42 protein-coding genes, 1 tRNA gene and 1 other RNA gene are annotated in these 24,917 nt (G+C 59.7%); 3 read left to right on the plus strand and 41 right to left on the minus strand.

Going from position 1 to position 24,917, the window contains the following annotated elements; all coding sequences use genetic code 11:
• Positions 1–7: 7 nt before the first annotated feature.
• The 19 genes from JIN95_RS11735 to JIN95_RS11825 all read right to left on the minus strand — a co-directional run bounded on the left by JIN95_RS11735 (position 8) and on the right by JIN95_RS11825 (position 11,272).
• On the minus strand, positions 8–412 hold the full coding sequence (locus JIN95_RS11735; protein ID WP_200531569.1) for a hypothetical protein: 405 nt from the start codon (positions 410–412) through the stop codon (positions 8–10).
• 79 nt (positions 413–491) lie between these two features.
• Positions 492–1,460, minus strand: a complete 969-nt coding sequence (locus tag JIN95_RS11740; RefSeq protein WP_200531570.1) for a PD-(D/E)XK nuclease family protein — start codon at positions 1,458–1,460, stop codon at positions 492–494.
• Positions 1,444–1,695, minus strand: coding sequence for a hypothetical protein (locus JIN95_RS11745; RefSeq protein ID WP_200531571.1), 252 nt, complete (start codon positions 1,693–1,695; stop codon positions 1,444–1,446). Before JIN95_RS11745 ends, JIN95_RS11740 begins: the two co-directional genes overlap by 17 nt.
• Positions 1,692–1,856 (minus strand): hypothetical protein, encoded by a 165-nt coding sequence (locus tag JIN95_RS11750; RefSeq protein WP_200531572.1) that lies wholly within the window; start codon positions 1,854–1,856, stop codon positions 1,692–1,694. The genes JIN95_RS11745 and JIN95_RS11750 overlap by 4 nt, the downstream gene beginning before the upstream one ends.
• The gene (locus JIN95_RS11755; RefSeq protein ID WP_200531573.1) at positions 1,853–2,182 is read right to left on the minus strand and encodes a DUF6378 domain-containing protein; all 330 of its coding nucleotides are present in this window, start codon (positions 2,180–2,182) and stop codon (positions 1,853–1,855) included. The genes JIN95_RS11750 and JIN95_RS11755 overlap by 4 nt, the downstream gene beginning before the upstream one ends.
• Positions 2,183–2,206: 24 nt before the next feature.
• Positions 2,207–2,515 carry a hypothetical protein gene (locus tag JIN95_RS11760; protein ID WP_200531574.1) on the minus strand — a complete coding sequence of 103 codons (309 nt, stop codon included), beginning with the start codon at positions 2,513–2,515 and terminating at the stop codon, positions 2,207–2,209.
• 10 nt (positions 2,516–2,525) lie between these two features.
• The gene (locus JIN95_RS11765; protein ID WP_200531575.1) at positions 2,526–2,912 is read right to left on the minus strand and encodes a hypothetical protein; all 387 of its coding nucleotides are present in this window, start codon (positions 2,910–2,912) and stop codon (positions 2,526–2,528) included.
• Between the two features lie 142 nt (positions 2,913–3,054).
• Positions 3,055–3,234, minus strand: a complete 180-nt coding sequence (locus tag JIN95_RS11770; protein WP_200531576.1) for a XapX domain-containing protein — start codon at positions 3,232–3,234, stop codon at positions 3,055–3,057.
• Positions 3,231–3,383 carry a hypothetical protein gene (locus JIN95_RS11775; protein ID WP_200531577.1) on the minus strand — a complete coding sequence of 51 codons (153 nt, stop codon included), beginning with the start codon at positions 3,381–3,383 and terminating at the stop codon, positions 3,231–3,233. Before JIN95_RS11775 ends, JIN95_RS11770 begins: the two co-directional genes overlap by 4 nt.
• Positions 3,383–3,697 (minus strand): hypothetical protein, encoded by a 315-nt coding sequence (locus JIN95_RS11780; protein WP_200531578.1) that lies wholly within the window; start codon positions 3,695–3,697, stop codon positions 3,383–3,385. Before JIN95_RS11780 ends, JIN95_RS11775 begins: the two co-directional genes overlap by 1 nt.
• Positions 3,694–3,987 (minus strand): hypothetical protein, encoded by a 294-nt coding sequence (locus tag JIN95_RS11785; RefSeq protein WP_200531579.1) that lies wholly within the window; start codon positions 3,985–3,987, stop codon positions 3,694–3,696. The genes JIN95_RS11780 and JIN95_RS11785 overlap by 4 nt, the downstream gene beginning before the upstream one ends.
• 52 nt (positions 3,988–4,039) lie before the next feature.
• A complete protein-coding gene (locus JIN95_RS11790; protein ID WP_200531580.1) occupies positions 4,040–4,501 on the minus strand; it encodes a hypothetical protein in 462 nt (153 codons plus the stop codon).
• A 195-nt stretch (positions 4,502–4,696) separates the two neighbouring features.
• A complete protein-coding gene (locus tag JIN95_RS11795; protein ID WP_200531581.1) occupies positions 4,697–5,902 on the minus strand; it encodes a hypothetical protein in 1,206 nt (401 codons plus the stop codon).
• Positions 5,903–6,126: 224 nt separating this feature from the next.
• Positions 6,127–7,338, minus strand: a complete 1,212-nt coding sequence (locus JIN95_RS11800; RefSeq protein ID WP_200531582.1) for a hypothetical protein — start codon at positions 7,336–7,338, stop codon at positions 6,127–6,129.
• 8 nt (positions 7,339–7,346) lie between these two features.
• Positions 7,347–8,894 carry a hypothetical protein gene (locus JIN95_RS11805; protein ID WP_200531583.1) on the minus strand — a complete coding sequence of 516 codons (1,548 nt, stop codon included), beginning with the start codon at positions 8,892–8,894 and terminating at the stop codon, positions 7,347–7,349.
• Positions 8,895–8,999: 105 nt separating this feature from the next.
• Positions 9,000–9,215 carry a hypothetical protein gene (locus JIN95_RS11810; protein WP_200531584.1) on the minus strand — a complete coding sequence of 72 codons (216 nt, stop codon included), beginning with the start codon at positions 9,213–9,215 and terminating at the stop codon, positions 9,000–9,002.
• Positions 9,216–9,272: 57 nt separating this feature from the next.
• A complete protein-coding gene (locus JIN95_RS11815) occupies positions 9,273–10,259 on the minus strand; it encodes a hypothetical protein (protein WP_200531585.1) in 987 nt (328 codons plus the stop codon).
• 222 nt (positions 10,260–10,481) lie between these two features.
• Positions 10,482–10,585, minus strand: a tRNA-Thr gene (locus tag JIN95_RS11820).
• Between the two features lie 186 nt (positions 10,586–10,771).
• On the minus strand, positions 10,772–11,272 hold the full coding sequence (locus tag JIN95_RS11825; protein WP_200531586.1) for a hypothetical protein: 501 nt from the start codon (positions 11,270–11,272) through the stop codon (positions 10,772–10,774).
• Between the two features lie 361 nt (positions 11,273–11,633).
• On the opposite strand from JIN95_RS11825, the gene JIN95_RS11830 reads away from it, so the two are divergent.
• Genes JIN95_RS11830 through JIN95_RS11840 form a run of 3 tightly spaced genes read left to right on the plus strand, consistent with a single transcriptional unit; the run spans position 11,634 to position 13,718 of the window.
• Positions 11,634–12,155, plus strand: coding sequence for a hypothetical protein (locus tag JIN95_RS11830; RefSeq protein WP_200531587.1), 522 nt, complete (start codon positions 11,634–11,636; stop codon positions 12,153–12,155).
• Positions 12,155–12,628: an ERCC4 domain-containing protein gene (locus JIN95_RS11835; protein ID WP_200531588.1), complete on the plus strand. Its 474-nt coding sequence runs from the start codon at positions 12,155–12,157 to the stop codon at positions 12,626–12,628. Before JIN95_RS11830 ends, JIN95_RS11835 begins: the two co-directional genes overlap by 1 nt.
• Before the next feature lie 37 nt (positions 12,629–12,665).
• Positions 12,666–13,718, plus strand: coding sequence for a hypothetical protein (locus JIN95_RS11840; RefSeq protein WP_200531589.1), 1,053 nt, complete (start codon positions 12,666–12,668; stop codon positions 13,716–13,718).
• Between the two features lie 230 nt (positions 13,719–13,948).
• Here JIN95_RS11840 and JIN95_RS11845 read toward each other — a convergent pair whose 3' ends face one another.
• From JIN95_RS11845 to JIN95_RS11950, 22 genes are all read right to left on the minus strand, one after another.
• Positions 13,949–15,205 (minus strand): hypothetical protein, encoded by a 1,257-nt coding sequence (locus JIN95_RS11845; protein ID WP_200531590.1) that lies wholly within the window; start codon positions 15,203–15,205, stop codon positions 13,949–13,951.
• Positions 15,206–15,286: 81 nt separating this feature from the next.
• A complete protein-coding gene (locus tag JIN95_RS11850) occupies positions 15,287–15,652 on the minus strand; it encodes a hypothetical protein (RefSeq protein WP_200531591.1) in 366 nt (121 codons plus the stop codon).
• Between the two features lie 16 nt (positions 15,653–15,668).
• Positions 15,669–15,989 carry a hypothetical protein gene (locus JIN95_RS11855; RefSeq protein ID WP_200531592.1) on the minus strand — a complete coding sequence of 107 codons (321 nt, stop codon included), beginning with the start codon at positions 15,987–15,989 and terminating at the stop codon, positions 15,669–15,671.
• On the minus strand, positions 15,986–16,279 hold the full coding sequence (locus JIN95_RS11860) for a hypothetical protein (RefSeq protein ID WP_200531593.1): 294 nt from the start codon (positions 16,277–16,279) through the stop codon (positions 15,986–15,988). The genes JIN95_RS11855 and JIN95_RS11860 overlap by 4 nt, the downstream gene beginning before the upstream one ends.
• Positions 16,280–16,474: 195 nt before the next feature.
• Positions 16,475–16,861, minus strand: coding sequence for a hypothetical protein (locus tag JIN95_RS11865; RefSeq protein WP_200531594.1), 387 nt, complete (start codon positions 16,859–16,861; stop codon positions 16,475–16,477).
• Positions 16,862–16,933: 72 nt separating this feature from the next.
• Entirely contained in the window at positions 16,934–17,260 is a 327-nt protein-coding gene (locus tag JIN95_RS11870) for a hypothetical protein (protein WP_200531595.1), read from the minus strand.
• Positions 17,261–17,377: 117 nt separating this feature from the next.
• Positions 17,378–17,548 (minus strand): hypothetical protein, encoded by a 171-nt coding sequence (locus JIN95_RS11875; RefSeq protein ID WP_200531596.1) that lies wholly within the window; start codon positions 17,546–17,548, stop codon positions 17,378–17,380.
• Positions 17,549–17,650: 102 nt separating this feature from the next.
• Positions 17,651–17,959, minus strand: a complete 309-nt coding sequence (locus JIN95_RS11880) for a hypothetical protein (protein WP_200531597.1) — start codon at positions 17,957–17,959, stop codon at positions 17,651–17,653.
• 76 nt (positions 17,960–18,035) lie between these two features.
• On the minus strand, positions 18,036–18,971 hold the full coding sequence (locus JIN95_RS11885; RefSeq protein ID WP_200531598.1) for a hypothetical protein: 936 nt from the start codon (positions 18,969–18,971) through the stop codon (positions 18,036–18,038).
• Positions 18,972–18,986: 15 nt separating this feature from the next.
• A complete protein-coding gene (locus JIN95_RS11890; protein WP_200531599.1) occupies positions 18,987–19,322 on the minus strand; it encodes a hypothetical protein in 336 nt (111 codons plus the stop codon).
• Positions 19,322–19,849, minus strand: coding sequence for a SprT-like domain-containing protein (locus tag JIN95_RS11895; RefSeq protein WP_200531600.1), 528 nt, complete (start codon positions 19,847–19,849; stop codon positions 19,322–19,324). Before JIN95_RS11895 ends, JIN95_RS11890 begins: the two co-directional genes overlap by 1 nt.
• 22 nt (positions 19,850–19,871) lie before the next feature.
• Positions 19,872–19,940, minus strand: an RNA gene (locus JIN95_RS11900) — hammerhead ribozyme type II.
• A 397-nt stretch (positions 19,941–20,337) separates the two neighbouring features.
• Complete coding sequence (locus JIN95_RS11905) at positions 20,338–21,153, minus strand: IS5 family transposase (protein WP_200530319.1); 816 nt, start codon at positions 21,151–21,153, stop codon at positions 20,338–20,340.
• 177 nt (positions 21,154–21,330) lie between these two features.
• Positions 21,331–21,927 carry a hypothetical protein gene (locus JIN95_RS11910; RefSeq protein WP_200531601.1) on the minus strand — a complete coding sequence of 199 codons (597 nt, stop codon included), beginning with the start codon at positions 21,925–21,927 and terminating at the stop codon, positions 21,331–21,333.
• A gap of 114 nt (positions 21,928–22,041) precedes the next feature.
• Entirely contained in the window at positions 22,042–22,248 is a 207-nt protein-coding gene (locus tag JIN95_RS11915; protein WP_200531602.1) for a hypothetical protein, read from the minus strand.
• On the minus strand, positions 22,248–22,403 hold the full coding sequence (locus tag JIN95_RS11920) for a hypothetical protein (protein WP_200531603.1): 156 nt from the start codon (positions 22,401–22,403) through the stop codon (positions 22,248–22,250). Before JIN95_RS11920 ends, JIN95_RS11915 begins: the two co-directional genes overlap by 1 nt.
• A gap of 201 nt (positions 22,404–22,604) precedes the next feature.
• Positions 22,605–22,829: a hypothetical protein gene (locus tag JIN95_RS11925; RefSeq protein ID WP_200531604.1), complete on the minus strand. Its 225-nt coding sequence runs from the start codon at positions 22,827–22,829 to the stop codon at positions 22,605–22,607.
• Between the two features lie 2 nt (positions 22,830–22,831).
• Positions 22,832–22,972, minus strand: coding sequence for a hypothetical protein (locus tag JIN95_RS11930; protein ID WP_200531605.1), 141 nt, complete (start codon positions 22,970–22,972; stop codon positions 22,832–22,834).
• A 1-nt stretch (position 22,973) separates the two neighbouring features.
• A complete protein-coding gene (locus tag JIN95_RS11935) occupies positions 22,974–23,468 on the minus strand; it encodes a hypothetical protein (RefSeq protein ID WP_200531606.1) in 495 nt (164 codons plus the stop codon).
• Positions 23,469–23,619: 151 nt separating this feature from the next.
• Positions 23,620–23,790, minus strand: coding sequence for a hypothetical protein (locus JIN95_RS11940; protein WP_200531607.1), 171 nt, complete (start codon positions 23,788–23,790; stop codon positions 23,620–23,622).
• Positions 23,791–23,915: 125 nt separating this feature from the next.
• Positions 23,916–24,056 (minus strand): hypothetical protein, encoded by a 141-nt coding sequence (locus tag JIN95_RS11945; RefSeq protein ID WP_200531608.1) that lies wholly within the window; start codon positions 24,054–24,056, stop codon positions 23,916–23,918.
• A 31-nt stretch (positions 24,057–24,087) separates the two neighbouring features.
• Entirely contained in the window at positions 24,088–24,669 is a 582-nt protein-coding gene (locus JIN95_RS11950; RefSeq protein WP_200531609.1) for a hypothetical protein, read from the minus strand.
• Between the last annotated feature and the right edge of the window lie 248 nt (positions 24,670–24,917).

Below are 24,917 nucleotides of genomic sequence, written 5' to 3' on the forward strand. Positions count from 1 at the left end.
TGGGTGGTTAGTACGCGGCGTGGTTCTCCCACGTTCGAGCGGCGAAAGAGACGGGAACGCACGTCTGGGGGTCGCCCGGCTCGTCGGTGGTGTCGATTCCGTGGTCTCGGAAGTCCTTGATGTGGTACTCGTAGACCGTCCGGGTGTCTTCCTCGGCTATCAGGACGGTGTTGACGCCCTTCCGGTCGAGGTAGTCGATGATGTGGTCGGAGACTGCGTAGCCACGATGCTTCCGGTAGAAGTGTTCTTCTCGGGTTCTCTTTGAGAGGTACGCGACCTCGTCTCTCCCCCTGAGAACACCGACCGTCCCGGCTACCCCGTGCATCTCGGGGGCCGGGACACGAATATGCCGCCGGGGCTGGTGTTTCAGTATCGGCGCTTCAACGTCCTCGTAGTCGAATAGGTTGGTCATCTCTCTGGGTCTGATTGGTCTCTGGGTTTACGCCTCGCTTCCTGCCGCTTTCATACATTTTCAGACTCAGGAAGGGCCGTTACAGGTTCATCTTCCGCATCGCGTAGGTCACGTAGTTCGACTTCGTACCGAGTTCCTGCGCGATTTCGTGGGGCGTCATACCGGCGTCCAGCATCTCCTTCAATTGGTCGTCGTGTTTCAGGGCTTCTCCCCACGTCGAGGAGCAGATATCGTAGTAGGAGCATTGCTCGTTCCGGCCCGGCCCCCACTTGCAGAGCGGGGTCTCGTTGATGGGCCAATGCGGCTCGTCAGCCTCCATCATATCCAGCATCTCGCTGATGGTCTCGTAGATGAAGTCCCGGCGAGACTCCTTGAGGGGGCTGATAATCAGGTCGTCCCCCTTGGGGTAGTACCCAGCGACCGCTGTTACGTCCCACTCCTGCTCGAACAGGACGGCGTAGTATTCGCCTTCGAGGTAGATGCCCTCGTCGCGGTACTGCTTCTTGGGGGTCTTCCCGGTCTTGAAGTCCGTGATGACCACTCCCCCGGCGGGTTCGACGCCGGGAACGGAGCGGTCGTCGTAGATGGCGTCCGCGTACCCCATCCACGATGGCTGTCGGCCCTCCCTGTCCGGTAGGGGGTCTTCCAGCCACGACTCCGCCTCGATGCCGACCGGGAGCCACGTCTCAGGGTCGGGTGAGGCCTCCATCCGGGCGTACTCGAAGTTGATGAAGTTCGTGATGTACGGCTCCAGATAGTCGGCCCACCTGTCCCACTCCGGCAGGAAGGCGACGAGGTCTTCGGGGAACTCCCCGGTCTCGTTGACGTAGGCCTCGACGGCGTAGTAGTAGTCTTCCAGCACCTCGTGGATGATGGTTCCGCGCCGGGTGTAGATGGTTCCCGGCTCCTTGAGGCCCTGAACGTAGGAGTACCGGAACTGCTCGGGGCACTTCACGTACTTCGTCAGCCGACTCTTGCTGATATACGGGAGTTCGCCTTTCGGGGTGCTGTCACGCAGGTTCGTCAGTCGGTCACTCTGGGTTGGCATCTTCTTCCTCGTCGTCCTGCATCAGCAGGTCGTTGACACCCTCCAGCACCTCGACGTGCTGGGTAATGTCCTGTATGTTCATCGCGCCGCTCTCGGTCTTCTCGAACTCGATGACGCACTTGCCCTTCTCGTGGGCGGTCTGATTTGCGTGACCGATGATTTCGAGCGCCGTTCGCAGGCCCGGCACCGAGTCGATTTCGGCGTCGGTCGCGGCGGGAACCTCGGGGTCGCTCACAGCCACATCCCCGGCCCCAGCGTGGGGTCGTTCAGTTCACGGGACAGTTCGAGGCGTCGGCGTTCCCGCTCCTTACGGTCGCGCTCGAAGGTCTCGATGGCTTCCCGGCTCTTCCGAATCGTCTCCGACTCCGCCTCGGCGTCGGGGAGTGAGAAGGTCACTCTCGGGCCTCTACCGAGTTGTCGGCGTCTTGGGGGACGTAGAGGGACGCGATGGCCGCGTACCCGATGGCGTCCCGGTAGTGGTCGGTGTCCATCCCGCCGACGTGCTTCCGGCTGAGTTTCAGCAGAATCATCATATCGGCCACCTCGTCGCCTCGAAGGGGCCTTACGAGGACGCCGCCCAGATACGAGTTCCACAGGTCAGCGATGTGGTCGTGATTCTCGATGGGGTCTCCGTGGGTGCCGTTTCGGTCAGCGATGACGCCGCCGACCTCGGACGCGAGTTCTCCTGCCTGTTCCACGTTGCGGTTGTTCTTGACTGCCATTTGGGTCTGGTTGGTAAGGGGTGTTCACAGGTCGGCTCGCTTCAGTCGCTTGATGCGACCGGCCTTTCGCTGTTCGTAGCCGTCGTAGTCGAACTTGATGAGGTCGTTCGTCTTCGTGTAGGGGAGCGTGAGGATGGGGCCGGTGACCGGCTCCGCATTGATGATGCCTCGTCCGGTGTCGAGCCACATCTTCCACTCGTCTTCCCAGACGGCGAAGATTTGGCCGTCCGCCATCTCGGTCTCCCCGTTGAGGAAGACCAGTTGGACGCGCCCCTCGGTGACTTCGGCGGCGTCGGCCACGTCTCGGTAGCCAACAGCGCCGTCGTCGGTCATCAAGTGAAATTCACGCCTGTACGTCTCGTCCCTCTTCGTACTCTTCGAGGACTCGTTGGCTTGGGTCGTGGTTGTCATAGTCTACAAGGGCCGTTACGCGGTCTTCCCATCCCTCTCGGTTGTGGTTCACCGCTTTGTCGTCCAGATAGACGTGAGCGCCACCCTTCTCGCACTTCAGGCCGTTGTAGGGGACGCCCCACATCGTCAGCAGGCCCGCGATGTGGCCCGCGTGCTTCCACGGGCGGGCCGTCCAGACGACGATATCGTACTGCTCGTCTTCCTTGAGCCGCCGGACGTACTCGACCATCTCCTCGTCCGGCTGTTCGCCCCCCACTTTGTAGGGGTCGCCGGAGTCACGGGTCAGGGTCTCGTCAAAGTCTACCGCGATGATAGTCATTAGTCGAAGATGGGGTCACCCCGCTCGTCGCGGGGGCCTTCGGGTGCCTCAACGGGAAGCGCCCCGGCGAGCCGGTGGGGAGCGTCTTCGTCGTCGTCGGGCTGGTGAGCGGGCTGTGTGTTTGCGAGTCGGTGTTCGGGGTTCATAGGTAGGTAGTCGTCAGCAGGTATCCGAGGTAGATTCCACAGACGGAGCCGGAGACGGCAAGAACGCCTGCGAGCGTACCGGGTGCCGGGCTGGGGAGTCCGAGGTAGCCGAAGAGGCCACCGAGGACAAGCCCAGTCAGGAGGGCCGCAACGAAAGCGACAGCGAGGATGTTCATACGCGGAACCGTTGACGGCGTTCGTAGTCGCGGAAGTTCCCGTTCACGACGCCCCGGAAGAGGCCGCCGTCGTGTTCGAGGTCGGCGTGAACGGCGGGGTCAACCCGGAAGTGCCAGCCGCAGTCGGCGCAGTAATGCTTCGCTCGCATCACTCGTCCTCCGGGTGTTGCCAGCAACGGTCGCCGGGGTTCTCGACGCGGCGGGAACACTCCCCGCCCTTTCCGGCGCACGTCGGGTCTTCTTCGATGGTCGCAACAGGCTCGTCGCTTCCCGCCGCGTAGAGGTCTACTCCTTCGGAACCCTCTGCAAACTCCGAGGGGATATTTCGCCTGTCTTCAGTCTGCACCAGCAGATACGCACCCCTTGTAGGGTCAGACGAAGTAACAGCAACGTGAACGACACGACCAGCCACATCGAAGCCGCCATCCTCGTCGGGCCGGACGTGTTTCCACTCATATCTCACGGTTGCCTCACGCGGCTCGCGTCGCCGCCCTCAATTCGGTCGGCCACCGTCAGCAGGTGGCGGGCCACGTCACGGAGTTCCGCAACGTCTTCCTCGTCGCCGTCGCCCATCTCAAGGACGGCGGCGCGGGCGGTCACCTCAGCGAAGGCCTGATGGCTCCACGACTTCATCGCGTCTATCTGGTCGTGGAAGGTCTTGGCCTGCTGGAGCATCTTTTCAACTTCGGGGTCTGCCTCGGTCTCGGTATCGAACAGGTCGTCCGAGACCGGAGGCTCAACTTCTTGACTCATTTGGGTCTGGTAGGAGAGAGGAAACACCGGGTTTCCGTTGAATAAGGTCGTCTTATTGTACGTCGGGTTCTGCGGGCTGGGCTTCCATAATGGCGGGAATCCCGGTTCCCCCATCGCCGCCGCATCGCCCGTCGAAGTGGTCTTCTGGGAGCATCATCGGCGCGTCGCCGCTAATGACGACACCGCACTCGTCGTCCTCACAAACAACTTCTCCCCGACTGTCGTGCCACCCCGGAGAACCGCACTCCGGGCATCCCATCGTGTAGTGAAACACCTCTTTTAGAAGCGTGTTCGGGCCGTACAGGCCGGGGTACATCTCCCACTCACACTCGTCTATATCACACAGCGGACAGACCACGGCCACCTCGCCGTCGTCCCCGTGTGCGGGTTTCATATGGTCTTCCAGTTCGCGGTCGCATTGCCACGAGGCCGTGTGATAGTCGAATACAAGTCGGGAGCGGATATCGGTAATCTCGAATTTATCTGCGCGGACGCCTTCGTTGTGAGCGGACATTTAGGTGAGGTTGTTACTCTGTGACGCTGGTAGAGAGCGGGAGATAGCCACGCCTCTAATCGGGCGGGTCATTTCGGCTTTCAGGAGGGAGCGTCGTCCCCGTAGTAGGCAGTAATCTTTAGGGAAGTAAGCAGATATTAACGTGTCGGTGAATTTAATACTCTGCTACGTCCTGTCTATCAGGTAACTCGAACGTTACCGGAAGTAGACGGGCTTCATCCACGCCATCGGCTCGTCGTCGCTGACGCCGTGGAGGATACCCGTTGGCCGGGACGACGCAATCCCGAGACCTTCGGTGTAATCGCCCTGATTCTGGAGCGTACCGCCCATAATGACGGGACGACCCGCGACCGGCTCGACCTTCATCTCGTGGAAGTGACCCCGGTAGGCCACGTCGAACTGATTGTCGATAAGCCACGAACCCCAGCGGGCCTTCGGAGACGAGGTGCCGATGTGAGCGAGGCACCCCTTCTCGTGACCGTGCCGGATGTGGCCCCGGTGGCCGCGCATCTCGAAATTCGTGAAGTAGGTCGCGTCGTTCTGGATGAACGTCACGTTGTCAATGCCGGACTGCCGAATGGCGAGGTCGAGCATCGAGTAAACGATATCATCGGCGTTGGCCGCCGAAGTCTGTCCACCCGTGCGGAGTTCGCCGTGGTTCCCGTGCTGGGTCACCACTTGGACGGTCAGGAACTCTTCGGCCAGCCGCTTGATGACCTCCGTGTAGACCGTCGAGGCCCGCTCAATCTGCCCCCGAAGGTGGAGGTCAATCGAGTGCGGCTGAGTCGCGTAGATGGTCTCGTTCGTGATTATGTCGCCGCCGAGTAGAAGGTGGGCGGTGTCGAACTCGACGCCCGCCGCTTCCCGACGCTCCTTCTCTCGGAGGCCTTCTTCGACGTACTGCCATACTCGGTCTTCCGCGATATCGGAGTTGAAGGTCTCCTCACCGTACTCGTTGCGCTCAGTCTGCCCGAAGTGGTCGTCGGTGCGGAAGAACACTATATCCTCGTGGCCCTCTTCAGCGAGAAGCCCGCCGTCCGCTCGGGCGGGGGCGTACTGCTGAAGGCGGCTCTTCAGGTCGTATTCGAGTTCCGCGAGGAAGTCGGTCGCCGTCCGGCTCACCGACTGTTTCGTGGTCGTGGGTGTCCGCAGAACCTCAACCGAGCCGGGGGTCTCGTCGGAGCCGTCCGCCGTCGGCGCGTAGCCGTCGATGCGGTAGACCCCTTCTTCCGGCTCGGGGATTCGGACGCCCGCCTGCCGAAGCCGACTGATAATGTCGTAGGCCCCGGAAGTGGACTTGTAGCCCAGAGCGTCCGCCACTTCTGCGGCGGTAGCCCCGTCTTCACCGATGGTTTCTGCGGCAATTCGCTGGTTGGTGGTCAACTGGTCGAGATAATTCATTTGGGTCGGCAGAGATTCCTCGCTCTCGGGTGATTTCGGCGGTGAGAGCGACGGCAGAACGGCAGAGAGGTGTCTATATGTCTTCGTTGCTGGAAGGCTTGGACTTCGGAACGCCTCAATCGGTTGTCTGTGAGGAATCGGGTGGTTGGTCGGTTGTCTCGCGGTTCAGAAAGGCTACCTCTTAGCCCCCATCATAACCGGGTACTCTATCTTAACTGTATCGTTCAGGCCCGTTCCCGTCGGGCGTTTTCGCTAACCCAGATGCCGCACGAATCCTGTAAACAGAAGATAGGAGCCTTCTGCCATACGGTTTCGCACTTCATTGGGGAATAGTCGAGTGAGATGTATGTCTCGATACGCTCCCTCGTGTAGTCTTCCTCGAACTCTGGAAGACCCCTAAAGAACTCTACCATCGTGTCGATGGGTACGTTCTTGTCCATCATATGCGTGATAACGTACATCTCCATCATATGGGACTGGGAGCGGTGAGCGAACGCATCATCCCGGTCACGGAAGGCCATAATACACGGCCTGTCCGAGAGGACGAAGTCGAGGTCGTCCACGGTGATGTTGTCGTTCGCGTTCTTCTCGTACCGCTTTACGCGGCTCCGGTCGTAGGTCGCGCCTCCGACCGACCGGGAGGACGACGAGGCGTTCCGAATCCGCTGGGTCAACACCTCGGCGGCCTTCTCGTTCGGCGTCGGCTTGAACCGGGCGTCGAGTTCCCGCCGCGAGCGGGTCAACTCGATGTAATCAGCCGGTCGCAGGGTCGCCAACTCTTTGAGCGTCACCGGGACGCAGAAGCGGTCTTCCCCGAAGGCCTTGCTCGCCCCGAGGTGCTTCGTGTTCGGCACCCGGCGCATCCTCCCGAGGTCGGACGAGTCCACGTCAATATACTCATCGAGGTCGTCCAGCCCGGTCGCCTCAACGATGTATTCCTTGAGTGCCCCCGAGTAGGCGTTCAGGCCGTTGATGAACTGGGAGAAGTCCCCGTTCGACGTGCTAATCGGCGGGAACACCAAGTCGATGTGGATGCCCTTGTGGCCGCTCAAAACGACCTGCCACGACTCCGGGCTTTGGGTCTTGAGCAGGAACCGAGCGACCTTACGCGCCCGCACGAGGAGTTTGCTCATATCACGAATCCACGCCGCCGTCGGGTCGCCCCGGTCGCTCCCTCGGTAATCACCCGTGTCAGGAACGTCGAGGTCGATGAACAGCCGGTCGATTCGCGGGATGTTCCCGTCCTTAGTGTGTCCGTCTGGGAACGAATACACCGAGATGAACGGCCAGTTCTGGGGGTCGTCTTCGGCGTCGAGGACGAGTTCAGCGGCTTCCTCTGGAGTGGTAGCCCACCGCTGGTACTTGGTCGCTCGACGCGGCCACGAGTCCGCCCAGTACCGGAATCCGTCGGCTACGAGTTCTGTCTCTGTCTTCATCTCACCATCTACTCAAGCGTCCCACCGAGGGACTGCTGGGCTTTCTGCTCCTTCGCCTGCTGGGCGTGGAGTGGCTCTTCCTCGAAGATGGACGCCATCTCGTCGTCCACCTCCTCGCCGTTGAAGGCGGCCCTGCGGGCCTCGCTGGCCTGCTCGGTCATCTCCCCGAGGCTGTCGTCTTCGGTGATATCGACGGCCTCCCCCGTGAACGGGTGGACAGCGATGGTGCCGGAACCCTCGCAGTACCGCCGCACGTACTCGTCCGCGACCTCCGGCTCGATGCCCGAGATGTTCCGCACCTCTTCGGCGGCGGCCTCAACGATTTCCGCGTAGTTGAGGCTCACACTCACGTCCGTCACGGAGGCGAAGTCCGACAGCGAGTACGTAAGGGGGCTTCCGCTGTGTTCGGTGATGTACCCGGACTCCCGCATCGAGTCAAGGCTACGCTTCACGTCGCTGTCTCGGATGTTGTGACCGAGGCGGCGAAGTTCCTGCTGGATATCCTTCCGAGCAGGGGCGTAGTCGAGGTCGTGAAGGAGCCGGAGGATGGCTTGGTCTTCGTCGGTCAGGTTCAGCGCCGACATAACCATATTGTTCCCCATCACCTGCATCGTGTACCAGTAGTCTACTGGCGTCGAGAGGAGGAGAAGGCCCCTTCCGGTGTCAACGGTCATCCGGTCGGCGTGGTGGAGCAGGCCCATATTGCCCATCATCGAGGCGAGCCGGTCGAAGTCGAAGCGGGCTTCGTTGAACTCGGTGGGCATCATCGCGCCATCCTCGATGGTCTGTCGGGCGATTTCCTCCATCCCCGGCTTCATCACCTTGTTGTTCACGTTGTCCGTGAACAGCGACACCGGGATAGCCTCGAAATACTCCCGAATCTTGGCGCGCTCGACGGGGTCAACGTTGAGCGTGACCTGCCCGGAGTGTTCGCGGGCCTTCCGCATAATGACGCGCTCGGTCTGCTCCTTCGTGGTGTCCACGGACTGCATAAACGCCCGCTTCAGCAACTCTGGGAAGTCGTTAAAGTCGGCGTTCCGGTTGTCGGTCGCCATCGTGGCGAACACAATCCGGGGACACTCCAGAGTCATCGTCTGGGTGCGGTCGTCGTCGTCCTCGGACTTCGTAATGTCCGTGACCTTCCGAATCGAGTCGTTGCCCTCGCCCCAGTCCTTGAGCATCTTCTCGGTGCCTTCCCCGACGCGGGCAAGGTCACCGACGATGTGGATGGGGTACTTGTTCGCCTCCTTCGCGGAGTAGTACCGGGCGGTCTCGGACTCGTCGGTGGGGTGTTCGTACACCATACCGGGGCCGTAGATGGCCTCCAGCGTCTTCCGCAGGGTGAAGTCCTTTCCACCGCGAGCGGGGCTATACAGGACGAATAGGCCGCCCCCGCTTTCGAGACCACCGTTGATTGACGCCGTTGCGACGGTGAGGCAGGTGTCTTCTTCCCCGACCACGCCGAGGTCTCGGGTGACCTGAAGAATGGTGTGGAGTTCGGGAACGTCCCAGTCGATTCCGTTCGTCGTGTCGTACAGTTGTGCTTCTACGCTCATTTGGGTCTGGTTGGTTTGGTTACGCCTCGGTTCTCTCTCGGGACAGCGCCGCCGCTATTTCATTGCGCTATTTCATACTCCTATGCGGCGGAAAACGAGTCTGCCCTATTCGTCGCGCTCTTCGCGCTTCTTGGTGGCGACGCGCCGGGCGAGTTCGCGCTCGACGGCGTCCTGAACGTCACCGGCCACCTCGGCGTACACCTCGTCGGGGTCGTCTCCGTCTTCGAGGGTCACGGTCGCGGTCGCGCCGAACGTAATCGGCTCGAACTGGTCTAACTGAACTTTGCGGTCGTAGGTAACTTCGAGGGTGTCGATTTTCATTAGGGTCTGGTTGCTTGGTCTAAGTGAAGGAGGGCCGCGTCAGCGAGTGTTACGCGCCTACTGGAAGACGCGGGCAACGACGGCTTCCCGGCCACCGAAGTCTTCGACCAGATTCTCGGTCAGGTCGTTCCCGGCGTCTTCCACGAGGTCGCCCAGCAGGGCCTCGGCCTTCTCCTCGTCGTCGTACCCGAGGGTCTGACACGTCGAGATGAAGTCCTCGATGGCCGCCGGGACTTCCTGTGCCGCCGCCGCGCCGCCGTCGGCCACGGCCTCCGGCTCGGCGTCGCCGTCTTCGGCGGGGGCGTTCCCGCCGTCGAGGGTGCCCTGTTCGCTCGCCGTGTTGTTCGCCACGGTCACGTCAGCGCCGGTCTCCACGTCCTTGACGATGGGGTGGTGGTACTTGCGGTCGCTCTGGTTCGACTGCTTCTTCACCTCGAAGAAACCGACGCGGCGGCCCTGAAGGTCGCCACGCAGGATGTTGTCGCCGCTGGTGTCAGCGAGCCAGTTGTGGATATCGCTGTCGTCCACGACGGCGTCCCGACCGTGGGTGGTCAGAATCTTCGCCAGCGTCTTGGACGCCGACTTGGGGCCGAAGCGGTCGGAGCCGCCGTACCACATAATGACGTTGCCGAGGTCAGCGGGGTCGTCGTCGTTCGCCATCACGACGGCCTCCACGAGTTCGTACCGCTTCTCGGTGCCGCCGTAGTTTTTCACGAGGAACTGGTTGGCGTCGTCCGCCGAGACCTCGGGGGCCTCGGGGTCGTTCGGGTCGATACCGACCACGTCGCGCCACGAGAAGACCTTGAACTTGCCTTTCTCGGGGTCGTGGTAGAGGCACCCGTCTACCAGTTCGACGTTCTCCATCGCAATACCGAGGGACTGACCCCACGAGTTCGCGTTACCGAACACGCGGGTCATCTCGCCCTCGATGGGGGCGTAGGGGGTAATGGTCAGATTCTTGTCCGGCTCGTTGGAGCCGCCGGAGTTGTCGGAGCCGCTGTTGTTGTTGCCGCTGTCCTGCTCGTAGGAGTTGTAGTCGTACATTTTGGGTCTGGTTGCGTCTGGTTGTCTTCTGTCGGGCGGTACTGCTCTCGGTGGGGTACTGACTATCTGAGTTTCTTGGGTCACCCCAAAGGCCGGAGCCGGGAGTCGAACCCAGCAGGAACGCTCCCCGTCCTAACCGGGGAACTCCGGTTACCGTGGCCGCTCATAGAGGCCAATCAGAGTAGAGAGAGGTTGTTCTGTCGGGGGAGGCGTATCCCCGAGTGGAGACGACAGGATTTGAACCTGCGTCTGGGCATCTTTTCTTATCCGGCGACGTTTCTCATCGTCACCCGTGCCCCGTGATGGGCCGCTATCACTACGTCTCCAGAAAGGGCTGTGTGGTTGTACCCCACCGAGTACCGCCTTTAGCCCCCATCCTAACTTGGTGAGGTACTATAACCGTATCGGTTGAGGAACTCTAAAGCGTCGAGAGAGACTCTCCCGCTCTTAGCCCCCCTCTCAACTGTATGTCTCTATATAACGTTGCCGGTCAGACGGGTCAAGAAGGGGCCTTACCAGTCCACGCCGAGTTCGTCGGCCACGGTCTCGGCGTCGTACTTCTTGTGTCCGCCGCCACGCTGGAAGCCCGCTTCTTGGACGCTGTCGAGCATTGACGCGAGTTCGACCATCCCCTCCGCCGTCCGGTGGCGGCCCTCGTCCAGAAGGGGGAACACGTCTTCCAGCAGTATCTCGACCTGCTCGTGGCGGGCCACCACGAACGGGCCGACTGCCTCCAGAAAGCCTCGAACGTCGTCGCGGCGGGTGAGCCGAACACGGTAACGCTCCGAGCCATCGTCCCGGTCGAAGACGCTCGCCTTGGGGTCGAGGCCGAGGTCTTCGCAGAACTCGTCCAGCAGGCCCGCCGCTTCCGGGCTGGCCTTCTCGAACTTCACCTCGAAGGAGACCTCGAAGCCGTGCTTGGAAGACCCCTTCTTGCGGAGGGAGGCCTGTAAGTTGCCGCCCCAGTCTAAGGCACCTGCCGCATACGGTCCCCTCCAGTCGTTTTCGGCCATCTCTATACCACTCTCTGCCACCGACACGCTTAATACTGTCTCTGTCATTTTGATGGGGGAAACAGGGTGCGGTCACCCGATTTCGATACTCTTCCTCGGTCTGCCCAGAGAGGGGAGACAATAGAGGGGAGAGTCCTATTCGGTATTCTCCTATTGGGATAGTCCTACTCGGAGTAGTCCTAACCAGACTTCTCCTAACCAGACTACCCCTATCAGGGAGTCCTACGTTCCTGCCGCATTGGGGAACCCCGGTTAGGACTCCGATTAGTCCGAGTATAGCCGATACACGTCGGTATGTGAAACTATTAGCACACCGGCTCCGGCCCGCCCTGCCCTCCACCAGACCCAAATGTGACAGCAAATGCCATACGACGAAGACCTCGCAGAGCCTCTGACCGAACCAGACACTCCTAACGCTACGAAGTTCTACGGCTACGACGCTTCTGCTCAATACGACACCAAGAACAGACTCGACGGCTCCGGCTCCGTCTCCGACCACTACTCGCGGCTCGCCGCGTACAACACCGGAGTTCGGAACGGCAAGTGGGGCGACAACGAACTGCTCCGTGAGCAAGACAACCTCGCCCTCTTCGACGCCATCGCATCGCAACTCGAACTGACGAACTACCAACACTCCCGAGGACGCCAAGCGTTCCTCGAACTCGACCTCTCGGAACTCTCGTCTCCGGGGTCGATTGACGCAACTCTCTGTGCTGTAATGGTGGCCGCTGTGGTCGCCCGCGAGGACGGGAGGATGTACCACCCGTCTCGTGACGAAAACACCAACGACGGGCTGTTTGTGGCCCTCCTGTCCAACCTCGACTACTCTGAACATCTGCTCCACAGTTGCTTCGGGAAGGTTCTGAATCGGGTGCATCTCTAATGATTATCCTCGTTGACGAGCGGGAGAAGAAGCCGTACAACTTCCCCGCGATGGAGACCGAGACCGCTCTCCTCAATTACGGCGACTACGCCGTGAAGGGCCTCGGCTACTACGACGTGAATCCGAACACCGGGAAAGAGGAGTTCTACCCGGAGTTCGCTGTCGAACGCAAGAGCCTCGATGACCTCGCCCGGTCAGTTGGCACCGACCGAAATAGGTTCGAGGCCGAGATAGACCGCGCCCAGCAGGCCGACAACTTCGCCGTCGTAATCGAAGCGACGATGACTGACGCCTACAAGGGCCGGTACTACTCGAAGATACACCCGAACGCCGTTGTCGGCACCGTGAAGAAGTGGCCGTTCAAATACGGCACGCTCGACTTCAAGTGGGCCGAAGACCGCGAGGGTGGAAAACAGGAAACGCTACGGTTGCTCGATAAGTGGTATATCCACGCCGCGACCGACCTCTTCTGACCTCGCATTAATTTAGTATGAATCCCTTGTCCCTGATATGCAAACATATGTCTTCGACTTTTGTAACATCTACATCCCGCAAAACTATCCTTACCGGAATGAGGAGTATAACATCCGAATTGAGCCGCTAAAAGGAGCAGAAACATTTAAGAAAAACAGAAAAGACCACAGCAGTCCCTACTCTGTTGGGTATTGGAAGACTGCGAAGTGTTATATTAAAGCAGAACGTGACCGAGCAGAAGAGTTAGCGACTTGGTTATCATTTATTTATTCGTTCGCGCAGAATAGAGATATCCGTTGGACAACTTACTACCCATATCAGAAGGGGTATCAGGGGAAAAATTGGAAATCGAAAGGCGAATTTCCGCTGGAGAATGACGGCCACGAACTAATCCATATCGTAACAGGTTCGGGAAGAGGTGGCGTTGGAGAATTTGTCGATAGGGCGCTTACGGCGTTAGATGATGCATCGCAAAATGAACGCTCTCGAATCACACGTAGTCTCGCGTTGTTCTTTGAGTCAGAAGGACAGGAGTTCTGGATGTTAAGATTCCTGTTTCTTTGGATTGTGTTGGAATCAAACGCCAATCACAATTATGACAAATACACCAACAACAGACAGCCGCTATTTAACGAGAATGAGCAGGAGAGATTGCGTGACTCTGTTTTGGAGATGTTAAGGGAGAACTGGAAATCAGACAAAGTTATCAACAAATCCTCAGACGAGGTTGAGAGATGGGATTCAGATGAAAGTAGAGAAACTGCCCAGATTAACCATATTGAATGGGTTTTAGATAGAACTGACATATATGAATCAAGTTCCGTAGTGAAAATCAAGATGTATATGGATTATCTTGATATTGGGTTTGATAGCGAGGAGATTAGAGATATTGTTGAAACTGCCCGCAATATTCGTAATCCAATTGTTCATAAAATCAATAGTGACAGGCTTATGAATCAGCATAAAATCGTTCCAAGTCTCCGTACAATTGTGTTCTATGTCCTCCTTCGATTGCTGGGAGTAGATAGGGAACTACAAGACCGTCTTTTGACGGTGAATTTCCTCGGCCCCGACATATCTGAGGAGTGATTTCCTTAGTTCGCCCGTTTAAGGCGCTCTGGTCTCCGTGAATCTATGGGGACTTCGTGGCCGCACTCGGCGCAAACCCACACATCATAAGAGCCGTAGTGGGTCTCCGTCTCGGAGTAGAAGCCGTCCCCGTCGTGTTGACAGGCGTAGTTCGGCATAGTCTGGTTAGTCGCCCTCACCGTAGGCTAATAGTCGTCTCTCACGCTCGCTGAGGGCTTAATTGCTCCGCTCTACCGGGTCTTCTCCACTTTCACGCGGCGACCGCCCGTGTTCAGGAGCCGGGACTCGACCCGGTACGGGCCGACGACCGAGACGCCCTTCGTGTAACCCCCTTTCTCCTCGACGTTGAGGTTGTTGCTCGGGAAGACCGCTTCCCCGTCAACGACCGCGAGCGCCCCGTCGTCGGCTCCTTCGAGTGCGTCGTCGGCCATCAGGGGGCTTTCGGCCTCGACCCAGCCCCGACCGGCGAGGTCTCCGAAGTCAGCCCGCTCCATTTCTTCGACAGCGAGCGGCCCGGCCTCGAAGCCCCCTTCTCCGTCCGGGGTGTAGGTCTCCGCGAAGTCCCGAATCTCGTCTTCGGCGGCCTCCAGTTCCCCCACGATGGCGTCGGAGTCAAGGTGGTCGTGGTACTCTTCGAGGAGTTCGCCATCCTCGTTGAAGGCCTCTTGCTCGCTGTACGGCGTCGGAGTGTCCGGCTTGACCACGTCGAGGTCGCCGGTCGCCTCGTAGTCTTGGACGTACTTCGGAATCTCACCGTCGGCGTCCTCCGTGTAGACGACCCGAGTGAGGTACGTGTAGCCGAAGATGCCCGCCGTCCGAAGGCGGCGTTCAAGCGTCACCTCCACGTCGCCGTCGCACAACTCGGCGGTCTTCGCCTCGTCTTTGACCGGCTCGCCGCCGACGGTGAGTAGGGTGTCGGTCTCGGGGTCGTACTCCGAGAAGGTCGTCTCGACCTCCTTCGTCGTCTCCACCGCGTTCGGGTGGATGAGGAACAGGCGCGTTCGTCCGGGGTTAATCTCCGGCGGGGCGTTCCCGCTGGTCACGGAGATGGCCTTCGAGACGCCGTGAACGCGGGCCTCGTTAACGAACTCCTCGGCGGTCGGGTAATGGGATTTCCCGACGGAGAGGAGCAGGTCGTGACTCTCAAACTCGACCATCTCCCCAGCGTGGGTTCCAGTCGGGCGGTCAGCGAGCAGGCGCTCGACGTGGCGGGAAGCCTCGCCTTCCGGCACGGTCTCGGTCAGGCCACCGGGGCCGGTGACGGCCAACTCGAACTGGAGGCCGGGGAACTCCTTGTAAGACCGCTTCCGGTTCTCCTTGAAGGGGATGGGCTGGGCGAACTCCACGAACGCCGGGAGTTCACCGCCTGCTCCTACGTCCGACCGGAGGTACGCCTTGCCCTCCTTGAGATAGCCGCATCCGCGCTCGGGGTTGTCGATGGTCTCGGTCTCGATGCTGTTGCTCTGGGTCTGGGTTTCGATAGACATTGTTGGGTCTGGTCGGTTGCTTCGCTTCTCGCCGCTTTCATACATATTTCAGACTCGGGAAGGGGCGTTACTCGTCGCCGTTCAGTACCACTCGACGTGAACCGCCGCCACGTCGTAGAGACTCCACGGGCAGAACAGGTCGAAGGCCATCTCTCGCTTCTCGGTGATGGTCTCAGGCGGGTTGATGGGGCCGTAGCCCCGGTTCGGCCCGGCGGGGATACGACCGACTGCCTCGTGAACAGAGAATCGCCCGTAGACGATTACACCGTTGTCGTGAATCTCTATGTCGGTCGCGTTCGACGGGTGGATGCCGTCGAAGAACTGGTCGGAATCGACGCCGTCCATAGTCGGGAAGTCAAACTCCCCGTGTTCGTTGACGTTCTCAAACGCCCACTCGATAATGTCTTCAGTCGGCACTTCGACGGTCTCCGGTAGGTCTTTCTTCATAGTTGGGTCTGGTTGGTTAGTACGCCGCTATCTGACCGGCCTCTACGGCCATCTCCTTCGGGGGAGCGCACCCGTACTTGTTCTCGCCCATCCAATCCTTCGCGGCGGCTACGGCGAGCATACGGCCCTTGTGTCCGCCCCCGCAGTTCCCCCGGATTCGGAAGGACGGGCCGGGATACCACGACGTGAACAGCGCCTCGAAGTGCCCCCGGTCGTTCAAGTGGACGACAACCCGGTAGGGAGTGTCCGAATACTGCCACTTGATGAAGTCCGAGTAGTTCGCTATCTCGTGCCACCCCTTCTTCCCCGTCGGCGGGACGTGGTCTTCGTGCTTCATCGGAGATGCCGCCCGGCTCGCTCTTCGAGGTGCCGTTCGTACCGACGCTCGGCCTTCGCCAGCGCCCGGCCCTCGGCCTCGGCCATTTCCCGCTCGGCGGCTTCCGCCGGGGTCTCCGTAAACAGGAGTTCCGTCTCGATTACACCGTGATTCTCGGCCATACCGGAGCCGACGGCGTCGTGAACGGCATCCGCGATTAGGTTCATCCGTCGGTCGTCGTCGGACTCCGCGTTGACGGGAAGCGATACTCGAACCGTTACTTCTGCGTGCTGGTGTTCGTCGTTTGCCATAATGGGTCTGGTTGGGTGATTAGATGCCTCGGCCCCGAGCGCGGGCCGCGTCGAGGCACTCGTCGCACATTTTGTTGTTCGACTCCGCTCCGCCGGGAGTCATATTCCCGCACTCGTCCCAGAGGACGCAGGCCCCCTCCGGGCGGGAAGGGCGCGTCTCTTCGGATGAGCAGAGCGTCGATTGTTCGGTTTCGCTCATACCGCTCCGGCGAGCCGGAACACCGTGGGGCGGTGCTTCGGACGGTCAGCGTTGATGCGGCGTTCCCCGAACACGTCGAGGAGAATCTTGCGGTTGTTTAGGTCAGCCCGACAGAAGGCTTCGTAGAGGTCGCCGTCCCACAGCGCCGTGAAGAAGTGACCGCCGATATGGCTGAACTCTTCCGGGGAAACCGAGCCGTCGAGGTTGCCCCACTTGACGTACTTCTGTACCTCATTCCGGGCGCTGTTCCGGGTGACCGTGCTGGGGAGTTCATCAAGGGTCTTCTGGATGACCTCGATGAGTTTCGGGCTGGCTCCGGCACGAAATAGGAAGTCGATGTGGTCGTTGGTCAGTTCAATCTCGGGGATTGGGGTGTCGTTCATTGTTGGGTCTGGTTGGTTGATTGCCGCTCGATGCCGCCCGCCCTTTCATAGATATTTCAAACTACGGCGGGGTCAGCCGAGGTAGTAAACGAACGTCGATTCGTCGTCTACGGGGCTGAACACGGTGGTTCCGGTAGCGTAGTAGGGAATTTCCACGTCGGAGTGGTCACCGAGACCGAAGATTCGCTCCTCGATGGTGAACTCGTTTCCCCCACCGGCTCCGCTGGGTCTTTCATCGGCGTCGTTCGGGACAAGGTAGGAGACCGTCACGGACTGCTCGAACGGAGTCAGCGGGTGGATACTGATACCGACTGAATGGTACGGGACGGTCACAATCTCTCCAACGATAGCCGTCTGGGTCTCTATACGGTACTTCTCTGGCTCTAACTGTAATGTCATATCTTGGTACTCTGGGTCTGGTAGTCCCAACAGGAGAGTCGGGGTTCCTGCTGGATTGGGGAAGCCGAATAGGGGAATACCGAATAGGACTCTCCCCTCTATTGTCTCCCCTCTCTGCTACTCTGGGTCGATAGTCACGGTGAAGTCGGGGTTCGGGTCGTAGGTCAACTCCGAGTCGGAGATGAATCCCGCCACGAGAACGTTCCCGTCGCGGTCTTCAACGACGAGCCGCATTACCCCGAACAGGCTATTCCCGCCGTGGTGTCCCGTGTCGGGCTTCGTCCCCACACTAACACTTGCTCCAACCGCATTGGAGACAGACAGGACAGCCGCCGTCGAGTCGGACTTGCTGGCCCCGACACTCCGGGCAGGCCATCTCTTGAGCCACCATTAGGCGGTCACCGCCTCGGGTTCCTCCCCGAACTTCCCGGTGCTTTCGTCGTACTCGGCCCCGGCGGCCTCGACGGCGGCCTTCAGTTTCGTGATGTGGCCGGAGGTCGTCACCGAGTATCCGTACCAGCCGTCATAGAAGACGATGTGACCGTCCGCGAATCGAGCCGCGATAACGGCTCCGTAGGAGTAGAGCAGGCCGCTGTCGTTCTTGCCCGTCGCGGAACGAACGTTCATCGTGCTGTTGTGGTGGTCGTAGTTGCCGTTTGCGAACGCCTCTCCGATTTCTTCAATGTTGAGTCGTGCCATAGTTGGGTCTGGTTGGTTCAATCGTGCCTGCCCGTCCCCCGAAGGGGGTCATCGGCAACGGTACGGGGAAGGGGTCTTAGTCGGCCTTGTAGGAGATGCCGCCAGCCATCCCCGAGTGCTTCTTGTGGCCCATAAACGCCGCCGCGTCATCGACGCAGTCCGCCGGGGCGTACACGTCCACCATCATCGAGAAGACGTTGCTCGTCGTCCCGAACCGGACGGCCATCGGGAACGGCGGTAACGCCTCGCCGCTTGTGAGGTCGTTAATGCGCTCGCTGAACTCGGACTTCTCCATCGTGGAGTGCCATCCGCCGCCGATAGTCGTGAACTCGTCCCACGCCTCGACCTCGACGTTGCTGGGGCCGTCGGAGTAGGAGCGCCAGCCATCGACGGGAACGCGCTTCTCGCCCAGCACAATGCCTTCAACGAGGTCGTAGACCGCGCCGGTCTCAAGCCATTCGTAGTCGCGGTTGTATTCTCCGTGGTCGAAGACCACCGAACCGTCGTAAGTGACCTTCCAGCGGCGACCGTCCGGCATCACCACCACAAGGGTACTTCCGTGGTAGTCCATCCCCTCGTAGCAACCGCCGCAGATGAACCAGCGGTCGTCGTCGGGGTCGATGTTCCAGCGGGCTGTTCCGGGGTCTTCGACCGGCTCGACGTGGGTGGGTTCGCCCCAGTCGTTCACGCCGTCGTAGGAGCCGTCGCCGCAGAAGTGACAGCCCTCGTCGGCCTCGGCCATAAACACGGTGTCGTCGCAGATAGCGCACTCACCGGAGGTGATGTTTGCGGGGTCTCGAACGTGCCAATCCTCCGGCGGGAGCAGTTGTTCGACCACCTTGTACGGAAGGGGGCTTCCGTCCTTCATCGCGTAAAGCGCCGCCCGCCGGGCTTCGGCCTTCGTGAGACCGTCGGACTCCATCAGTTCCTCCACCCTTTGGGTGTAGAACTCGTCCGTGTCGTCAATCAGTTCGCTAAAGTCGTCGCTGTCGGTGTGGTTATTTTCGCTCATTTTGGGTCTGGTTGGTTAGTGCTGGAATCGGTACACGGTGATAGCGTCGTGCTTGTCCCTCGGGTCGAGGAACGCCCAGCGGTTTAGTTCGACAATCAGGATGTAGGTCTGGAGCGTCGTCGGGTGCGACCAATGGAACTTGTATCGGTTGTCACCCTCGGCTTCGTAGACCTCGCCCTCTTCGATACAGCCCCGTATCACATCGCCTCCGATGCGGCGGGAACGGCGCTCGTTTACGAAGTGGTCGGTCGGTTGGTACTCCCCCGGCTTTCGGGGGACGGCCTCAAGCGTGAAGTCGTGGGAGTAAGCGTCGGCGTAGTCGTCCCACTCTTTGTGAGAGATGACGCTCATTATGCGTCCTCAACACGAATCCGCGCTCGGCAACAGCCCGAGCGGTACGGGCCGGGGTTCTCCACGATTTTCGACCGCTTGAATCGGGGCGTCTTCTTGCCGCAGGCCTCGCAGACGAGGAACCATCGGGCTTCGTCGTCAGCGAACGTCGGGCAATGCCGGGGCGCGTCGAGTTCTCGGGCCTTCTGCTTGAACGTCGGGCCGTGACTCCCTTTTCCGTGGGTTTCGTACTCCCAGATGTGGACGAGTTCGTGGCGAATCGTCCCCTCGAAGTCGTCGCCCCAGCCCCACGACTGGTACGCCTTCCACGCGAATCTCATAAAGAGGTCACCGTTCTTCTTCCCCGCTTTCCCCGCCGCCCGCTTGAGTCGCTTTGAGACTTGAATCTCGACCTCGTCAAGCGGTACGTCTATGTCCACGGTCTCGGCGTAGGCCCGAATCACCCCCTTGAGTTCATTTGGAGATAGGCCGTCTCCGGGCCGCTCGAACTGTTCATCGTCGTCGGTATCAGGTAGTCGGAACGTCATTTGGGTCTGGTTGGTTGCTGACGCTTGGTTGCCGTCGTCAGGCCCCCGAGTTCCACTCGGGAACGACGCCCCCAGAAGGGGCGTTTCGGCTTCAGCGTCGGAGAGTCGCCTCGGCGTAATGGCCGGTCGGGAACAGCAGGGAGACCGTAGTTTCCCGCCTGTCCTTGATGAGCCGGGGCCGCCACTCCCGAAGGGAGATACGTCCGACAGCGAGGGTCAACTTCATCGGTCGTCTCCCATCAGGTGGCCGTACTTCGTTTTCTCTTGCCGTGTTGAACGCAAGACGGCGGCAACATCGGATTTTTGATATTCGATCTTCTACCGGTAGCAGCGCTTTAGCTGTAAATTCTCAGATCGGACGATTCGATTCGAGCGGAATTGTGCGGCGACCAAAGCATCAGTTTCACAAGATACCAAATAAAGCATGAGGTGGACGATGGCGATGCCTCTCTCGGATACATTCGGAGAAGGGGAGCAGGCGGCGAGCTCTAACTCGCCGCCTGCTCGAGGTTATGGACGATACACTTCCGTGTGAGCTCCCGGAACTGGCCGTGCCAGCTCCGGGAGCGGATCTCGTCGCCGTCGTCTTTTAGCATCGCAAACACGGTCTCACTCATTGACCGCTGGTTGTAGACATCATCGTCAATTCTGGCGTTGTGGGCTTTCTTGAGTGCATTTTGCTCGCAGTGTTTGATCACTGGCCGTGTAGACCTGTCACGGCAAGCTTCACGGAGATTACTCCACGAGTACATTTTGTCGGCCAGTAACGCTTGCAGGTCTTCGGCGTTCCGCCGAAAGACCTGCAGCCCGATATGGCCGTCATAGGCTTTCTTAGTCGTGAAATGAGCGTCCATGATAGCAAGAGAATCCGTGTCAACAAGCAGCGTCGTTTTCATCGCGTTGAACGAGTAACCGACCCGATTCCGGTAGTGTGAGCTGGCTTGGTCACGCTGAAAGCCGCTGGCGTCGATCGACGCGGTGCCTGAGAGCCCCGCCTGCTCCGCGGAGGCGCGGAGCAGGCGGCGCAGTTCTTTCATCGGGAATTCATCGTCCCAGACGCTGAAAGATGAGTAATCCGGCGATGAGTCAAGATCAAACACACCGAGAATTCCCGGCATCTCGTTGAGATAGTCTTCGAGCCTCCGAAGCGGCTTGTTGATCTCCTCTTTGAGCAGAAGGAGCGCGATTTTGGTGGACTTGGCGTACCCGTTGTCGCCGTCGGCGACAGCGGGTACGTCTGGTTGTTCAACATGGTTCGTGGCGAATTCGTGAAACGTCTGTGCGAGGGTCTTGAGACGTCCCATATCGCCAGACGGCGTCCAAATCCCGTGAAATCAGCGATACGATCCGCAGACGGCGTCGGCGTTCAACGGAGCATTTTCTCTCGGCGCTTCCGTCGCGCCTCTTTTTCGCCCGCCTGTTTAAGTTCGCGTTTCACGTCGTCGGGAAGGGTATCTTCGAGGTTCATCTGGGTTGGTTGGTTACTGAAGGTCTCCGGGGTAGTTCCGGTAACAGAGGTCGGCCCACCGAGTCGGAGCGAGGAACGTCTTTTGCTCGAACTCCGGGTTCGAGAAGCCCCCTTCCAAATAGTAGGCCAGCCCCGTTTGGCCGACGACTTCCTGAAATGTGAGGCGGTGAACCGGCTCGGGATACCACGCCTTCATCGCGTGCCACTTCTGGAACTCCCCCCAGAAGGAGAAGTCGCAGTCGTTCTTGTAGTGGCCCCAGTAGTCGTGAACCGCTCGGCTCTTGAGGTTGTCATCCCGGCTAATGTGGCTCGGGTGGGTGCCGCCGGAGAAGATTTTGAGTCGGTCGTTAACGACTATATCCGAACACATCTCCTCGTAGGTCTCGTAGGGGTCTTCCTCGGTGAACTCGACGTGAACACCGTGAGCCTCGATGGCGTCGAAGAGGTAGTCGTTCATCTTGAGCAGAAGCCGGACGGCTTCGAGTAGTTCCTCGGAGGTCTCGCCGTAGACTTCCATCTCGTCGTATTCTCGTCCAATCGTTTCAGCGACCTGTCGTTCGGTGAGCCGGTGGTTGGTCGGCGTCACCGTAAGGTGGTTGTTTGCTCCCATTTGGGTCTGGTCTCCGTGTTCCTCGGGCTGGTTACGCCGTCATCGGAAGCCCCGCCGGGGAATCGAACCCCGGAGCCGCCAATCAGGGCCGCGCCTTAATCGGGCGCGAGTTGGCTACTGGCTGTCGCGTTCCGCTCTCAAGCCCCCCGAATCTTCCCCCGTGGCCGTTCCCCGGCTCGCTCTTCGAGCCGTTGCTATCGCGTCGTCAATCGTATCAACGTCGCCTTTCACCATCTCGAAGTCGAAGTCCGATAAGGCCCCTTCGTCGTTCAGTCTCGATGCCTCTCCGATTACGATTTGAAGTGCGTCTCTGTAATTCATTAGAACCGTCCGATTACGTTCGCCCCGCTGTACGTTTTGGTCTCGCCGCTCGGGAACCGGAGAATTAAATCCAGTTCGTCATACCACCACGTTTCAACGCCCTCGACCTCGACCTCCTCGCGGTCGTGAAGGACGACAACGTTAATCGGCGTCATATGTGGTCTTCAAGCCACACGAATCCGTCCGTCTCAAGCCACGCTTCGCCGTCAGTCAGAAGAGCGGTTCCACTCTGGGTTAGTTGAATCTCTGGGTTCATTTGGGTCTGGTCGGTTACTCTGGTTAGGAGAGTCGGCGTTCCTGCTGTGTTGGGGTATCCCCCCTTCTAACTTGGTATGAGATGATAACTGTATCGGCGGTTAGACGACTCGCCGTGGGGAGAGTTCGTCTTCGACCTCCAATACCAGCGGCTCGGAGTCGGTATCAATCGGGTTCTCCGCCGTGAAGAACACTCCCCAAGTGTCGTCGTCGTATTGGTGAAGGCTGTAAGCCTCCGTGTAGTTCTCGTCGTCGTCAAAGGCTTCGTTGAAGCCGATTACCGCTTCGTCCCACGTCTCAGCCGTCACAAGTAATTCGTATTTCATTTTCAGTCTCGTCGTCGGTCTCGCTCCGCCATCGCTCGTCCCGCTTCGGCGTCCATCCCGCCCTTGACGTAAGCCCGGATGTGCTTCATCAGGTAGTCGTCGTTCAATCCTCGAAGGAACTCTCGGTGTTGCTCGGGGTTCATTTTAGATACCCCCGACCGGGGCGGCGAGGCTCAGGGCCATACCGGCGAGCCGGTCGTCGCTTTCAATCTCCTGCCAGCGTTCGACCTTGGCGAGAAGGCGCTCGCGTTCCTCGTCGGATTTGAAGCCCCAATGCCGAACCGCCGACTCAATCAGGGCGTCGAGGTCGTTCTTGAAGCAGGCCGAGCCGCGTTCACACCAGCATCCGTATCGGCGGCCTTCGGCCTCGATGGCCTCTCGGCCTTCCCGGTAATCGGAGACGTGGCGGGCGGCGTGGTACGGCCCGGCGTAGCCGATTGAATCCGAGACGATGGCGGCGATTAGTTCGGCATCCTCCATCGTGTCCGCTGTTAGCGTGTTCTGCTCTTCGGCGCAGTCGTTACACAGATTCTCGAAGTCGTCCTCGAACTCGAATTGTCGGTAGGTATCAGCGCCCCGAACCGAGGTCGAGTATTCGTTAACGTCACAGCAGTCGCACTTCGCAAGGCTAAGGTTCATTTTGGGTCTGGTTGGTGGGTTGGTTTACAGGCAGTCCGAATATCCGCAGGCTTCACAGCCGAACGCTCCGAGCGAAGCCATCCCCAATTGGATAGGTTCGTCTTCCCAGTAGGCGTCTTCGGCGTCGCAGTCTTCGGTGAAGTGGCACATTTTACTCGAAGAGGTCGTTCATCACTTCGCCGTCCTGACGCCGCTCGCGCTCTTCAGCGAACGCCTCGCGGTTTCGGTTGTGGGTGATAAACAAGTCGTCGGGGGAAGGGTCAGCGGCCCCGTCGTAGGTCTGGTACGATTCCCGGTCGTCGCCGTCGTCGTAGTCACTCATCGTTGGGTCTGGTTGGTTTTGGCCTAAAGGCCAAGAGCCGAGCCGGGAATTGAACCCGGCGAGAAGCCCGCCGCCTTCTCGGCAAGCCGCCATCTAAACCCCGTAAGAGGTCTTATCCGTTTCGGTCAGAGGTCGGCGGGGTCGGAAAGCCCCCAGCCATTATGGAAGGCCAGCCGTTCGTCCATCTCGAAGTCCGGCTCAACGTCGGCGTTTCGGTCGTCAAGTGCTACGGCGTCGGTTTCGTCAGGGTCGTAATCGGTGAACATTTGGGTTTGGTTGGGTGGTTGGTTGGTTGCTTCAGTTGTCGTCGTCCTTCAGGAGACCGGCCTCCTTCAGCGCCTTGTAAGCCTCGGCGGCTCGGGCTTCGCCAATCCCCGAGATACCTTCGAGGACTTCAGTAACGGTCGTTTCATCGGCGCTCACTTCGTACCACACCTCTTCGGGGGCTTCGTATTCGACAGGGACGAAGATGGGGTCTTCGTCGTCCCCGAAGTCGTCGGCGGGAAGGCCGAAGTCCTCGGCGGTCTCGGCGGTAATCACGTCGAAGTCCCCTTCGGGGGTCTCGAACTCGTCCTTGTATTCGGGAAGGTTCCCCGGTAGGTCTTGGCAGGTCTCCTTAAGCCCCGGCTCGTCGTCGGTGCCGTAGGCAATCGCCGCGAAGTGGCCGTAGTGGTCGGCCCACGGCGACTTACCGGAGTCCTTCACTTTTGCGACGCCGAGGGCCTTACACGACTTCTTAAGAAGTCGAACCATCGAGATGGCCTTCCAGTAGTCTTCATACTCTTCGATTCTTTCCCCACCGAAGGTGGTTTCGTCGTTGCTGTCGCTGTCGGTCTGGTTGTTAGCGGTGCTGTCGGTCTGGGTCGGGAGTTCAAACATTTGTTTGGGTCTGGTTGGTTTGTTTCACGTCCCTCAAGGGACGGAGCCAAGGTCATCGTCAAAGGCGAGGTAGGCTATTTCCCCGCGACAAGGCCTTTAGGGCCTTGTTTCGACCATTTTCTTTTCCCCCGAAGGGGGCTTTTGGGTAAGTTGGTTTCGTCGGCGGTTTTGTCCGTTTTCGCGGTTTCAAGCCACCAAAATCAAGTCCATTAACCCCCGCTTCGGGGGTTTTAGTACGACTTAATCCC

It is taken from the genome of Halorubrum sp. LN27, assembly GCF_016635065.1.
Lineage (GTDB): Archaea > Halobacteriota > Halobacteria > Halobacteriales > Haloferacaceae > Halorubrum > Halorubrum salipaludis.